At 70.6% G+C, this 13,107-nt stretch carries 11 protein-coding genes and 1 pseudogene; 7 read left to right on the top strand and 5 right to left on the bottom strand.

From position 1 onward, the window contains the following. The first annotated feature begins 14 nt into the window (after positions 1-14). A complete protein-coding gene (locus tag ACZ4FV_RS49955; RefSeq protein ID WP_465327996.1) occupies positions 15-806 on the top strand; it encodes an ABC transporter permease in 792 nt (263 codons plus the stop codon). Here the strand turns inward: ACZ4FV_RS49955 and ACZ4FV_RS49950 are convergent. Next, the gene (locus ACZ4FV_RS49950; protein WP_465327994.1) at positions 733-3,921 is read right to left on the bottom strand and encodes an ATP-binding protein; all 3,189 of its coding nucleotides are present in this window, start codon (positions 3,919-3,921) and stop codon (positions 733-735) included. The genes ACZ4FV_RS49955 and ACZ4FV_RS49950 overlap by 74 nt on opposite strands. 118 nt (positions 3,922-4,039) lie before the next feature. Beyond that, positions 4,040-4,178 (bottom strand): annotated as a pseudogene (locus ACZ4FV_RS49945) (ABC transporter ATP-binding protein); the annotation flags it as partial. Positions 4,179-4,318: 140 nt separating this feature from the next. On the opposite strand from ACZ4FV_RS49945, the gene ACZ4FV_RS49940 reads away from it, so the two are divergent. Together ACZ4FV_RS49940 and ACZ4FV_RS49935 are read left to right on the top strand one after the other, a co-directional pair. Then, positions 4,319-5,692 (top strand): VWA domain-containing protein, encoded by a 1,374-nt coding sequence (locus ACZ4FV_RS49940; RefSeq protein WP_402242525.1) that lies wholly within the window; start codon positions 4,319-4,321, stop codon positions 5,690-5,692. 457 nt (positions 5,693-6,149) lie between these two features. Then, positions 6,150-6,701, top strand: coding sequence for a hypothetical protein (locus tag ACZ4FV_RS49935; protein WP_402242527.1), 552 nt, complete (start codon positions 6,150-6,152; stop codon positions 6,699-6,701). A 339-nt stretch (positions 6,702-7,040) separates the two neighbouring features. Here the strand turns inward: ACZ4FV_RS49935 and ACZ4FV_RS49930 are convergent, their stop codons facing one another. Together ACZ4FV_RS49930 and ACZ4FV_RS49925 are read right to left on the bottom strand one after the other, a co-directional pair. Next, entirely contained in the window at positions 7,041-7,373 is a 333-nt protein-coding gene (locus ACZ4FV_RS49930; RefSeq protein ID WP_395861007.1) for a histone-like nucleoid-structuring protein Lsr2, read from the bottom strand. A 447-nt stretch (positions 7,374-7,820) separates the two neighbouring features. Next, entirely contained in the window at positions 7,821-8,360 is a 540-nt protein-coding gene (locus ACZ4FV_RS49925) for a DUF4303 domain-containing protein (protein ID WP_395861005.1), read from the bottom strand. 268 nt (positions 8,361-8,628) lie between these two features. Between ACZ4FV_RS49925 and ACZ4FV_RS49920 the strand changes: the two genes are divergently transcribed. Genes ACZ4FV_RS49920 through ACZ4FV_RS49905 form a run of 4 tightly spaced genes read left to right on the top strand, consistent with a single transcriptional unit; the run spans position 8,629 to position 11,849 of the window. Next, on the top strand, positions 8,629-9,291 hold the full coding sequence (locus ACZ4FV_RS49920; RefSeq protein WP_465327991.1) for a HemK2/MTQ2 family protein methyltransferase: 663 nt from the start codon (positions 8,629-8,631) through the stop codon (positions 9,289-9,291). A 34-nt stretch (positions 9,292-9,325) separates the two neighbouring features. Beyond that, the gene (locus tag ACZ4FV_RS49915; RefSeq protein WP_395861825.1) at positions 9,326-9,514 is read left to right on the top strand and encodes a CDGSH iron-sulfur domain-containing protein; all 189 of its coding nucleotides are present in this window, start codon (positions 9,326-9,328) and stop codon (positions 9,512-9,514) included. After that, positions 9,511-10,551, top strand: a complete 1,041-nt coding sequence (locus ACZ4FV_RS49910) for an iron-containing redox enzyme family protein (RefSeq protein WP_465327989.1) — start codon at positions 9,511-9,513, stop codon at positions 10,549-10,551. The genes ACZ4FV_RS49915 and ACZ4FV_RS49910 overlap by 4 nt, the downstream gene beginning before the upstream one ends. Continuing rightward, positions 10,548-11,849, top strand: coding sequence for a preATP grasp domain-containing protein (locus tag ACZ4FV_RS49905; RefSeq protein WP_465327987.1), 1,302 nt, complete (start codon positions 10,548-10,550; stop codon positions 11,847-11,849). The genes ACZ4FV_RS49910 and ACZ4FV_RS49905 overlap by 4 nt, the downstream gene beginning before the upstream one ends. Here ACZ4FV_RS49905 and ACZ4FV_RS49900 read toward each other — a convergent pair. Continuing rightward, positions 11,839-12,699: a SigB/SigF/SigG family RNA polymerase sigma factor gene (locus ACZ4FV_RS49900; RefSeq protein ID WP_402242532.1), complete on the bottom strand. Its 861-nt coding sequence runs from the start codon at positions 12,697-12,699 to the stop codon at positions 11,839-11,841. The genes ACZ4FV_RS49905 and ACZ4FV_RS49900 overlap by 11 nt on opposite strands. Between the last annotated feature and the right edge of the window lie 408 nt (positions 12,700-13,107).

The following is a 13,107-nucleotide window of genomic DNA, read 5'->3' as shown; positions in this document are numbered from 1 at the left end:
AAGGAGGCTGTCCGATGAGCTCCCTCTCCCTCGCCGTACGCGACTCGAACACGATGCTGCGCCGCAACCTCCTGCACGCCCGGCGCTACCCCTCCCTCACCCTCAACATCCTGCTGACGCCGATCGTCCTGCTGCTGCTCTTCGTCTACGTCTTCGGTGACGTGATGAGCGCGGGCATCGACGGCGGCAGCGCCGATCGCGCCGGCTACATCGCCTATCTCGTCCCTGGCATCCTGATGATGACCATCGGCGCCACCCCGGCCGGGACCGCGATCTCCGTGTCCATGGACATGACCGAGGGCATCATCGCCCGCTTCCGTACGATGGCGATCCACCGAGGGGCGGTGCTCATCGGGCACGTCGTCGCAAGTGTGCTGCAGGCGGTCATCAGCGTCGTGCTCGTGGGCGCCGTCGCCGTGGCCATCGGCTTCCGATCCACCGACGCCACTGCCCTGGAATGGCTCGCGGCGTTCGGCCTGCTCACGCTGGTCGCCGTGGCGTTCACCTGGATCGCCGTCGGCATCGGCCTGGCCGGCCCCAACGCCGAGGCGGCCAGTAACAACGCGCTGCCGCTGATCATCCTCCCGCTCATCTCCAGCGCCTTCGTGCCCATCGACGCGATGCCGGGCTGGTTCCAGCCGATCGCCGAATACCAGCCGTTCACCCCCGCCATCGAAACCCTGCGCGGCCTGCTGCTCGGCACCGAGATCGGCGACAACGGGTGGGTCACGATCATCTGGTGCCTGGGCCTGGCCGCCCTCGGGTGCCGCTGGTCGAATTCGCTGTTCCGCCGCGACCCGAAATGAGCGTGCGGGCTGCCTCCCGCAGCTCGTCCCGCCCCAGGGCGGCGTACTCCGACACCGCTTCGGCGTACGCCGCCCGGTCGGCGTCCTCGGCCGCCCGCCGGGCGCGGTCCCCGGACATCGTCGGCGCGAACTCGCGCAGCACCCGCAGCCGTTCGGCCAAGGCGAGCATCCGCACGGCGCGGGCGTCGCCCGCCGCGAGCCCCGTCACGCCGAGCGCGTGCAGCACCGTCCCGAACACAGGGAGTTCCACCGGCGTGCGGGACGGGCCGGAAAGCAGCGTCCACAGCCGCTGCCGCAACCGAACGACCAGTTCCGCGACGGGCTCGAGGCGGCCGGCGTGCGCGTGCGCGGTCACCGCCGCCGCCTGGATCTGCAGCGCCCACGGGTCGAGCCAGGGGTCGCCGTCATGCATCGCGTCCGCCTCGGACATCCGCTCCACGGCACCGCGCCACAGGCCGAGCCCGGCCTCCGTCAGTCCGCGGGCGAGCGCGATCTCGGCGCGCGCGCCGAGATCGGGGCTGTAGAAGGCATCGGCCCGTGGGGTGTTGTCACCCTGGGCCTGCCCCAGCCAGTACTCGGCTTCGTCGTAACGGCCGCGCTGCAGGCAGGCGAGGGCGAGGGCCGATCGGATCCCGATGTAGTCGTGCGCGTCGCCGAGCCGCGGCAGCTGCTCGAGCGCCGCCTGGAGGTGTCTGTACGCGGCCTCGCCCCGCCCGGTCCGCAAGCACAGCTCGCTCAGCCGGGAATGACCCATGACCCGCAGGAACGGGTTGTCCGCCGAAGCCAGTGCGGCGGTCATCCGGCGGGCCGAGGCGAGCGCGCGGTCGATGTCGTGCTCGTGCTCCCAGACATAGGTGGCGACACACTCGGCGATGCCGGCGACCAGCGGCTGCTCGTGGCCGCAGAGCCTGTGCAGTACGTCGTAGTCGGGAGGCAGCATCTCGGGGATCGCGCTCAGCACCGCCGCGGTCGCGCGCAGCAGCGTGTCCGGCGGAGCCGGCGGCAGACGCCGCAGGGTGACGAGCCGGCGGGTGACGTCGGCGTGCGGACCGTAGTCCATGAACAGGCTCGCCATGCACAACACCGCGGCTGCGCGGGCGACTTCGACGTATCGGGGCTCAGGGCGATAGCGCGACAGCAGCGGACCGGTGTCCGCGGCCAGGGCGATGAGGCGGGGGTGGTTGGAGTCGGTGGACCACAGTGCGGCGAGGACGGCGGTGAGGGCGGCGGTGGTGGGGCCGTCCGTACGAGCCAGGGCGTGCCGCAGCGCCGACACGAGGTTGTCCTGCTCGGCCCTGATTCGCTCCCAGGCGGTCCGCGGTTCCGGGCCGAATACCCAGTCGTGGTAGGTGACCCCGAAGTCCCGTGCCCAGGCCAGGAATCGGTCGACGGCCTCCTCGTTCTCGCCCGCCTCCGCGCGCCGGGCCGCGCTGAACTCCCTCACGGTCTCCAGCATCCGGAACCGCACGCCGGCCGGGGTGTCGGTGACGGTCAGCAGCGACTGATCGGTCGCCTGCTCGAGGAGCAACAGCGCGTCCTTGCCTAGGAGGTGCTCCGCCGCTTCGCCCAGGAAGCCGCCCGGGAAGACGGACAGCGCGCGCAGCGCCGCCCTGGCGTCCCGGGTGAGCAGGTTCCAGCTCCACTCCACGACCGCGTGCAGGGTGCGGTGGCGCTCCGGCGCGTCCCGCGCCCCGCCGCGAAGGAGTGCGAATCGGTCGCCGAGCCGGCGGGCGATCTCCGCAACCGACAGCACTCGCACCCGCGCCGCGGCCAACTCCACCGCGAGCGGCAGCCCGTCGAGGTGGCGGCACAGCCCGGCCACCGTGTCCGGCGGCAGCTCCACGCCGGGCCGGGCGGCCCGGGCCCGCTGCGTGAACAGTTCGATGGAGGTGTCGAGACCGAGCTCCGGCAGCGCGTACACCGCCTCCGAGGTGAGGTCCAGTGGGGATCGGCTGGTGGAGAGCACCCGCAGGTCCTTCGTGGCCGCGACCAGGTTCTGTACGAGGGCGGCGGCGCCCCGGATGACCTGCTCGCAGTTGTCCAGAACCAGCAGGCCGGGCCCGGAGCCGAGCACACCGAGGATGGCGGACACCGGCTCGGCCGGGGCGTGGCCGCTCAGGGCGCCGGGCCGTCCCTCGCCCGCGCCGAGCGCGGACACCACCTCCGCGGCCACGTCCTCGTCCGCGGTGACGCCGGCGAGCGGCACGAAGTACACCGCGCGTTGCTCGGCCCGGCGGCTGACGGCGTGCACGAGCCGGGTCTTGCCGAGGCCACCGGGGCCCACGACGGTGACGGCGCGAGAGGCGCGCAGCAGCCGCTCCACCGCCGCGATGTCCTCGTCCCGCCCCAGCAGCCGGTTCGGCTCGTGCGGCACGCCGCGCCCGACCACAGGCGCCCGGGTGCGCAGCAGCTCCCGCTGTACGGCCTGGAGCCCGCCGCCCGGGTCCGAGCCGAGTTCCTCGCGCAGCTCGCGGCGGTACGCCTCATACCGCGTCAGCGCGGCGGACGGGCCCGCCGTCGCCGCCTCGCCGCGCAGCAACTCGGCGAGCACCTCCTCGTCGCGTGGGTGCTCCGCGGCGGCCGCGGCCAGCGGCCCCACCGCCTCCGCGTACCGCCCCAGCCGGGCGAGCGCGAGCGCCCGCGCGCGTACGAGCGTGCCGCGGACGGGGGCGCGCTCGGCGCGCAGCGCGGCCACGGGGTCGTCGGTGGCGCCGGCCCCGCCCGGGGTGCCCTCCCACAACGCGAGCCCGGCCTCGGCCGCCGCCAACGACCCCGCGTGCTCCCCGGTCCTGGCCCGGTCCGCGCTCGCGGCGGCGTGCAGCAGCAGGGCCGAGCTGTCGACCCGATCCTCGGCGAGGGCCAGCCGGTATCCGGTCGGCGTGCTCGCCAGGATTCCTGCGCCCAACTGCGCCCGCGCCCTGGACACCAGAACCTGCACCGCCTTCGCCGGTCGCTCCGGCAACTCGTCCGGCCACAGCCCCTCCACCAGACGTCCGGTGCTGCACCCCGTACGCAAATCACCCGCGAGCAGCGCGAGGAGAGCGCGGAGCCGGGGCGCGGTGACCTCCCGTCCGCGATAGGCGACACGCGGCAACAGAGTCAAGTCGGTGGTCACCCGTGCAGATTAGCCAAGGCCCGGCCGCCGGAACTCCCCCTGCGGGCCGCACTCCCGCTGCGAGGGCTTCACGCCCCGCCATGCCGTCCGACACCCGGGCCCGTGAGCCGCCCCGCGAACCGGCTCGCGATCGCAGATGTTGGAAGACGAAGCCGATGCGGCTCGCCCGCGTCGGACAGTCGCGCGTCCGACAGACGCCCCACGTCGTACCCGGCCAGACGCACGGTGCCCGACGTCGGCCGATCGAGGGTGCCCAGACGGATGGAGACGCCGACGAAGCTTCAAAGCCCCGTGGCCGTGCGGTGTTACAGCCCGAGCGCCCCCGCGACCGATACCCGCGGCACGGTGGGTCGACCCGGATCGCAGCGGGGCGTCGGGCACTCGGCAAACTTGCGCCATGAAACCTTCATCTTTGAGCCAAGGCGCCAACTTGCCCGTCGATTCCCCGGAAATCCGTGCCGAGCTTTCGTGGTCCCAGGGCCCCGGGGTACCCGACATCGACGCGTCGGCGCTGCTTCTCACGGACGCCGGACACGTGCGTGGGGACGGTGACTTCGTCTTCTACAACCAACCGCGCCACCCGTCCGAGGCGGTGACGCATCTGGGGAAGGAGAAGACCGCCGACGGCGTGACGGACACCCTCGCGGTACATCTCGCCGTCGTGGAAGACGCGATACAACGGGTCCTGCTGTGCGCGTCGTCCGAGGGTGGCACCTTCGGCCAGGTGCCGGACCTGAGCCTCAGGTTGCTGGACACTCGGACGTCGGCCGAGATCGCACGCTTCGACATGGAGGGCGGGATCGAGACCGCCTTCGTCAGCGGCGAGTTGTACCGGCACCACGGGCGGTGGAAGTTCCGCGCGGTCGGACAGGGGTACGCCTCCGGGCTCGCCGGGCTGGCCGCGGACTACGGCATCGCGGTGCACGACGAGCCGGCAACCGACCCTGTCGCGTCCCCGCCGGTTCCGGATCAACCGGTCGCTCCCCAGCCCCCGTCCGTGTCGGCGGCAGTACCCGTCGCCGCACCGGCCGAGCAGGGCGAGGAGGCGCTGCCCGTGGACATGCGCAATCGTCTTTCGCTCCGCAAGGAGCAAGTGGCGACAAGTCTCCGCAAGCACGGGGCGGCCGGGATCGCCGCCCGAGTGATCCTGGTCATGGACGCGTCCGGCTCCATGGACTGGCTCTACTCCCGCGGTGTCGTCGCCGACGTGGTGGAGCGCATGACGGCCGTGGCCGCGCGGTTGGAGGACGACGGTGTGATGCAGGCCTGGACGTTCGCCTCGGCCCCGGCGCGCCTTCCGGACCTGCGTGTGGGTCGACTCCCCGAATGGCTCCGGCTGCACGTCCGTCCGGGAGGGGACGAGGCCGAGCAGGAGCTGCAACCGGGTCAGGTCGACATGACGGCGGTCGGTTACGGCAACGAAGAGCACAAGGTGATCGCCGAGGTTCGCTCGTACGTCCGGGAGCATCCGTCCGCCGCTCCCACCCTGGTGCTTTTCTTCTCGGACGGTGGCGTCTATCGCAACAACGAAATCAAGCGTGAACTCAAGGACGCGTCCACGGAACCGATGTTCTGGCAGTTCGTGGGCCTGGGCAACGCGGACTACGGCGTACTGCGGCGCCTCGACACCATGCGCGGTCGCCGCGTCGACAACGTCGGCTTCTTCGCCGTGGACGACATCAGCGAAGTCCCCGATCAAGAGCTTTACGACCGGCTGCTCTCCGAGTTCCCGACCTGGATCACCGCCGCCCGCCGCAAGAACGTCCTATGAGGATGCGGCCCCGCACGCCGTGCGCGCGGGGCCGCACGTCGACCATCGGCACGCTGAACCATTCGACAACGGCGCCGATTCGAACGCAGGGTCGAGTCGGCTGCTACCTTGCGGGGACGCAGAATCCGGGATTCCGGAAGTCATTTCGCGGCTTCGAGGCGGAAAATATGGCAGTCGATCGCATTCTCCCGAGCGGCACGGACGCCTCGGCCATTGCGCGGGCCGGATCGGCACTTCCCGGCGTTACCGACGCCGAATTGCACCACCGTTTGGCGGGGAATGCCCGGATGATTGGCCCCGGGAGTCGCCACGACGAGGTGGTGGATTTTGTCGCCCCGGCGATCGAGACCCTGTCCCGCAGCACGGGCAGGAACTTCGACACGGACTTCGTAACGGGCATGCTGGCCATGATCGACGGCGCAAGTATGCGACCGTTCGCGGGGGTTGCCGGTCGACGGTGTCCTACGGCGCCGTTCTCGAGGCGGTCTTCGGGCTGGACGTCGTGGACCTGCGCGCGCCGGAATTCCGGGGTGTCGACGCACAGTACGTCGAGGTCATGGATCGAGTCGCGGTCCACGGCAGGAGAGAACTGCAGCGCTGGGATGTACTGGCCGAGTCGGAGAAGCGCTACCGGACTGCGCGGGCAGCGGTTTCGCCCGACGGCGGGTCGCCCTCCGACATCGTCGGATTGCTCGAGACGACGGTGCGCGGCCTCGAACGCACACATCGTGTCCTGAGGCACTCGGCCACCGTGGACTCGCTCGCCCGCCGCTATGCGGAGCGGTACGCGGGCGAGCAGACACCGTGGCGGGTTGCATGCGCCGAGGTCTTTCGAACGGAGTTGGATCTGGCCTGGTCCGACCACATCGACCTCGCGATGCGCATGAGGGAGTCATTCCCCGAATCGAGTCTCGACGAATTCGGATCCCACTCGACCGCGTCTTTCGAAATCAACCTGTCCGAAGCCGTGATCCGCGCCTTCGACCGCATCTTCGCCATCCGCCTTTGAGCCGGAACCAGGCGCGACGAGTCGGATGATTCGCCGATATGGGTCGTCCGCTCGCCGATCACCGCGTACCCATCCGACGTACAGGAGACGGTACCGACGCGCGGTCGGAACCGTCTCCTGTCTCCATCGCGGGGAGCAGGCCGCCACGAGGCGAGAGCGTGGGCGCCGTGTGGGGTGCCCGCCCAGTCTTACCGGGTCTGCCCGCATCGTCATGACACCCATCGGATCCTGGCGGGCCGTCAGGGTGTGTGCGGACCGCTGCCTCGCGGGACCGTTGACGCGGGCGATCTTTGGGCACCCGTTGCGATGGCAGATCCCGAGCGGCTCCGGCGCGGTCGCTCAGTGCGCGGCCCGGTACTTCTCGACCAGTTCGGAGGGAACCCGACCGCGGGCGTTGACTTCAAGGCCCTGCGACCTGGCCCACTCCCGCACCTTCACCGGGTCCGGTCCCTCGCCCGCCGCCAGACGTACGGCCTTGGTGCGACGCGACGTGCCGACCTTGCGGCCGGCCCTGAAGTACGGGCCCAGAGAGTCCAGCAGTTGCTGGTAGGTGTCTTGGCCGAGGTCGATTTCGTAGCTGACGCCATCCAGGCTGAAGGTGTGCGTCGCGATGTCTTCACCTTCGTTGCCGGTGATGTCATCGATGAACAACGTGACTACGCGCTGAGCCATTTTCGGAGAATCCCCTTCCTGGGAAGAAGGAAATCGTAACGGAGAATCAGGTCCGACTTCACGCCGTCTCAGTCGCCGGTCAGGGAAAGTCGTGGCCGCCGTCGCCGTCATCCCCGGCAGGAATCCGCTGACGCACCCGGCCGGCCCGGCGCCATTCCAGCCACACCGTCACGCCTTGTTCGTCGTTCGACGGAGCCGCCGATAAGCCTGAAGCAGCGGGACGGTTTTGGGCGCCGCCACGACCGATGTGACGCGTATGGCTCCTCGGCGGTGGTTTGTCGGACCGGATGGGAAGGCCGATGCGAGTTCCCACCCGCGCAAAACCATGTACGACCCCTTCGCAAAGGCACCATCGGCGCTCCGCAGGCGCCGTCGACACCGCATCGGACCGTCTCGCCAACCGACGCTCCCGGGTCACCGACCGCCTACCCCCGCCAATGCCTGGAATCATTCGTCCAACGGACCGAACGCGTCCATGTACGCCGCGACGGCCGCCGGGGGGTTCAGGGCGCGGGCACGGGCGACGTTCTCGGCCTCGTCCCCGGGAACCTCGACGACGGCGACCATGGACAGACGCCGCTCGCCGTTGCCGAACAGCCCTTCCGCGTCGAGGCGGCCCATCGCCGTGACCATCGCGCGCAACCGCAGTTCGTACTCGTCCTCGCCCTCGTCGTCGGGGAGTTCGAAGACCTGGGGTCGGGCGTCGAAGAGGCTTCGGATCGGGGCGAGGTGCCGCTCCCCGTAGGTGCAGAACGGCGAATCCGCGTAGGACCACCGCAGTTCCTCGGCCTCGGCCGCCGAGCCGCCCGCCGCGGCGGCCAGGGCCTGGGTCGACCAGGCCGACAACGACGGGCCGAAGGCCTCACCCGGCGTGACCAGCGCGCAGTAGTAGAAGTCGTGATCCGGGTATTCCCGAAACAGGTCCGAGATGGCGGCGCGGGCGGCTTGGTACACGGCTTCGGTGAGATCCGCTTCGGTCGGCGTCACGTCGACTCCTGTGTGCGTGCGTACGGATTCCCGGCAGGCCCCGCCCACGCCGTCCAGGGCGGTGGCTGGGCGGCCGGTGTGCGGGTGGAACGTACCGCGTCGTGGTCGAGGCCGCCTACGACGGGGCGCATTCGCACGGTGCCACGAATCAGCGCGATCCCACCGTGACCGATCGATCACCCTGCGCCTTCGATGTCGGCCCCGCATCGCTTCCGGCAGCGCGGCGATCATGGAGTTTCGCCCAGGGCGGGCCGGGCAGCCGGAGGTAATGAGAATGCTGCGCTTGCCGGGGACCTACCGTCCCCAGGCGGACACCAGACTGTTGGCGTCGGCGTTCATCGAGCAGGGCCTGCACCGGTCCGATCGTGTTCTGGATGTCGGCACCGGCACCGGCGCCGTGGCGCTCGCGGCCGCCTCCGCGCCGTCCGGAAGGTGTCGGGTCACCGCGATCGACGTCTCCCGCCAAGCCGTCTGGACGGCCCGCCTGAACAGCGCCTGGCGTCGGCGCCGGGTCAACGTCCTGCGTGGAGATCTCCTGGAACCCGTGGCGGGCCAAACATTCGACGTCATCCTCGCGAACCCGCCGTACGTGCCCTCCCCCGAAGATGACGTCCCCGTCCGAGGGCCCTCCCGTGCGTGGGAAGCCGGCACGGACGGACGGCTGGTCCTGGACCGGCTCTGCACCCAGGTTCCGGACTACCTGAACCCCGGCGGGACACTGCTGGTGGTGCATTCGGCGCTGTGCGGGGTGGGGACGACGTTGGGTCTGCTCGAGTCGGTCGGCCTGCGTGCCCGCGTGGTCGCGCGAAGCCTCGAGCCGTTCGGTCCCGTCCTGTCCGCCCGCGCGGCCTTCCTGGAGGAACGCGGTCTGGTGAAGCCCGGCTGCCGAGAAGAGGAATTGGTGGTCATCCGTGGCGATTCCCAGTCGTGAGACACGCCGCGTCGAGGTGGTCGACGGCGGACCGATGCTGATCGAGGGGCCGGTGGAGGTGCTCCTGGCCGACGGAAGCACGGCATCCTCCGATCGGCGGATCGTGGCGCTGTGCACGTGCCGCCGCACCCGTCGACCGCCGTGGTGCGACACCAGCCACCGACCCCACCGGCTCCCCAACGAGCCACAGGCCGCGACTCGCACAGTCCGGGAGCAGCGATGACCGAACCGGAACTACCCGCCCCCCGCGGCCCCCTGTCACGCGCCATCGTCGCGGCGCTGCGCAACCCCGCCGGAAGCGGTATGCAAACCCCCGAGGTCGAGGTCGATGCGGATCCCTTCGGCGAGGACCTCCAACTCGCGTTGTACGCGTGCTACGAACTGCACTACCGCTCGTTCGCGGGGGTGGGCGCCCGATGGGAGTGGGATCCCGACCTGCTGCGCCTGCGGGGCCGCTTGGAAGGGGCGTTCCTACGCGCCCTGCGCGCGCACGTCGATGCCGCCGACGCCGGCGTGGACGACGCGCTCGCGCCCTTGCTGATCGAGCCGTTGGACCGCGGCGGCGTCAGCCACCATCTGCTCGACCACGGCAACGTGGAACAGTTTCGCGAGTACGTCGTCCACCGCTCGCTGTACCACCTCAAGGAGGCCGACCCCCAGGCGTGGCTCATCCCGCGCCTGACCGGGCGGGCCAAGGCGGGCGTGATCACGGTCGAGTTCGACGAGTACGGCGGTGGCCGCGCCGAGCGCATGCACGCGCGGTTGTTCGCCGACCTCATGCGCGGTCTGGGACTGGACGCCACGTACGGCTGCTACCTCGACCGAGTGCCCGCGCCCATGCTCGCGGTGGTCAACCTCATGTCACTGTTCGGGCTGCACCGGGAGCACCGGGCGATGGCGGTCGGCCAGTTCGCCGCCATCGAGATCGGCTCGCCGCCCGGCGCGGCCCGCCTGGCCCAGGCGCTGCGGCGGCTGGACGTCGCGGACCCTGCCTGCGCCTTCTTCTACACCGAACATGTGGAGGCGGACGCCGTCCACGAACAGCTCATGCGACGCGAGGTGGTGGCGGGGCTGCTGGAAGACGAACCCGACCTCGAAAGCGACCTCGTGTTCGGAATCCGGGCGACCGGTCTCGTGGAAGACCGTCTCGCCGCACACCTGCTTGCCGCGTGGAACGAGGGCCGAAGCTCCCTGCGTTCCCGAGAGGCCGGTACCTTCGCATCGGGAGCCACTCCCGCACCCGGGGCGGGCACCCGGTGATCGCCGAACATCGAGACCCGGGCGGGCTCCTGATCCTGGCCAACTTCGTGTCGCCCCTGGCCGTCGATCTCCGCGAGACGTCGATCCTGCGGCGCTGGTCGGAGCAGGCGTCCCGCAAAATCTGGCTCACCAAACCGGGTGACCTCCTGGTCGTTCCGCTGCCACTGTCCGATGCCTTTCGACGCTACGCCCTGCGCATGCTCGCGATGCCCGAGGACTCCGTCACGGTGGTCACGGTGCCCGACACCACGCACGCACCGATGGCGGAGGCCATCGCCATGCACGGCCTGTTGGAACCGCTGCGCGCACTCGTGCACGAACGCCCCGGTACGCGCCTGCTCCCGACCGCCCTCGACGAAGCGTCGGTCGCCCTCGCCGCAGACCTCGGCATCCCCGTCGCCCCGTACGGAGCGGACCGCCCCTCGCGCCGCGTCGTGCGAACGGTGGCGGACCTGAACACCAAATCCGGCTTCCGCTCCCTCGCCGACCGACTGGGGATGCGCCTGCCGTCCGGTCGGGTGTGCACAGGCGCCGACCTCCCCCGGACCATCGACGACATGTTGTCGGTATGGGAGCGCGTGGTCGTCAAAACCGACCGCTCCGCCGGCGGCCACGGCCTTTCCTTCGTGACTCGGGGAGAACCGCGGGCCACGGCGCCCGTCGCCCCCGACAGCCGGTGGGTCGTGGAGCGGTACGTCGAGCACACCCGCGCCGTCAGTGCCCAGGGCCACGTCGCGCGCGAGCGGGCGACGGCGCTGTACGACGGCGAGATGCGCATGTGCGGGGGCTCGTTCGCCGGCTACCGTTCGCCGCTGAACGACCTTCCCGAGACGGCCCGCGCGGAACTCGCCGACTGGACCATCGCCCTGGGACGTCACCTCGGCGCCGAGGGATACCTGGGGCCGTACAGTCTGGACGCGGTTTACGCCCGGGACGGCGGCCTCCACGCCCTGGAATGCAACGTCCGACGCACCGCGACCACCACCGCCCACGCCCTGGTGACCCGGCTCGTGGGCGAGGACCCCGCACCCGTCTGGTCGATGGGCACTTTTCGAGCCGGTCCGGCCATGGCGTTCGACACGGTGCGGGAAGGTCTGATCGAGGCCGGCCTGGACTTTCGACCGGGTGGGCGAGAAGGCGTGGTCCTGTACACGGACCGCCCCGCGGACGGCGTCGGATGGCGATACGTGGCCCTTGCCACCGACCTGCCCCGACTCGACGAGCTGGAAGCCCGACTCACCACCGCCTTCGCGCACGAAGGCGTCGAAGGACCGGGGAACCCTGGGCTCAGACGGTGATCAGTTCGGCGCGGAGTTTGTCGAGGATGCGGGAGATCAGCCGGGAGATGTGCATCTGGGACAGGCCCAGGCGTTCGCCGATCTCGGCCTGGGTCATCTCCTGGCCGAAGCGCATGGACACGATGTCGCGTTCACGTTCGGGCAGGGCGGCGATGGCGGGTTTGAGGACGTGCAGGTTCTCGACCATGTCGAAGCCCGGGTCCACGAACGACGCCTGCGCGCTGTACGAGCGAGCCGGTCCGTCGTCGTCGCCGGCGGGGGCGTCCAGGGACGCGGCGGTGTAGCCGGCCGAGGCGGTCAGCCCCTCGGCGACCTCCTCGACGCTCGTCCCGGTGAGGGTGGCGAGTTCGGCCTTGGTGGGTTCGCGATCGTGTTCGGTGGTGAACGCGTCGCGGGCCCTGGCCAGCTCCAGGCGCAGTTCCTGCAAACGGCGCGGGACGTGCACCGCCCAGGAGGTGTCGCGGAAGAAGCGCTTGATCTCGCCGGAGATGGTGGGGATGGCGAAGGTGGGGAATTCGTACCCGAACGCCGGATCGAACCGGTCGATGGCCTTGATCAGGCCTATCGTGCCGACCTGGACCATCTCCTCCGCGGTCTCGCTGCGCGCCCGGAATCGCCCGGCGACGTAGCGCACGAGCGGGATGTTGACCTCGATGAGGGTGTTGCGCACGTACTGGTACTCGTGCGTGCCCTCCTCCAGCACCTTCAGCCGATCGAAGAGCACCTTGGACATCGCCCGGGCGTCCGTCGCCGTCATGTTCGCCATCTCCTCCGTCGTCGGGAGGCCGACGGAGGGCATGTGCCGTTCGGTGGCGGTCGTCTCGGTCGTGCTCACGGTACTCGGGCTCATCTGGGCATCCCCTTCGTTGGTCGGATGGACGCGGGTGCTACCTGCCCGGCACCGCGTCGGGTACACCCGTTTGCAGTAGTGGGTCTTGTCACCGATCCCGCCGCCACCGCCGGAGTGCCGGCGTTTCCGTTGCGCGACAACCCTCGCGGGAGATGGGCGCGGTATGTCGGCGGAAACGGCGGAGGCGGGCGTGACCGTGTGGAGGTGTGGATTCCCTGCGGATCACAGGGGCCCCGGCCGTGGCGCGGCACTTTCCCCCGGAATCGAAATTCATCTCGGGACCGCGGCGTCACCGGGCGCCGTTTCGGAAAATGGCCGAGGACGCCGAAACGGGCCGTGGGGGGGGGGGGGGGGGGGGGGGGGGGGGGGGGGGGGGTGGGGGGTGGGGGGGGGGGGGGGGGGGGGTGC

The sequence above is a fragment of the Embleya sp. NPDC025285 genome, assembly GCF_055558835.1.
This window is presented reverse-complemented; position numbering and strand designations above follow the sequence as displayed.

Bases quoted from the DNA above. Each gene is read 5' to 3' on its own strand.
- ACZ4FV_RS49930 (WP_395861007.1), bottom strand. From the start codon at position 7,373: ATGGCTCAGCGCGTAGTCACGTTGTTCATCGATGACATCACCGGCAAC.
- ACZ4FV_RS49940 (WP_402242525.1), top strand. From the start codon at position 4,319: ATGAAACCTTCATCTTTGAGCCAAGGCGCCAACTTGCCCGTCGATTCC.
- ACZ4FV_RS49955 (WP_465327996.1), top strand. From the start codon at position 15: ATGAGCTCCCTCTCCCTCGCCGTACGCGACTCGAACACGATGCTGCGC.
- ACZ4FV_RS49920 (WP_465327991.1), top strand. From the start codon at position 8,629: ATGAGAATGCTGCGCTTGCCGGGGACCTACCGTCCCCAGGCGGACACC.
- ACZ4FV_RS49910 (WP_465327989.1), top strand. From the start codon at position 9,511: ATGACCGAACCGGAACTACCCGCCCCCCGCGGCCCCCTGTCACGCGCC.
- ACZ4FV_RS49915 (WP_395861825.1), top strand. From the start codon at position 9,326: ATGCTGATCGAGGGGCCGGTGGAGGTGCTCCTGGCCGACGGAAGCACG.
- ACZ4FV_RS49900 (WP_402242532.1), bottom strand. From the start codon at position 12,699: ATGAGCCCGAGTACCGTGAGCACGACCGAGACGACCGCCACCGAACGG.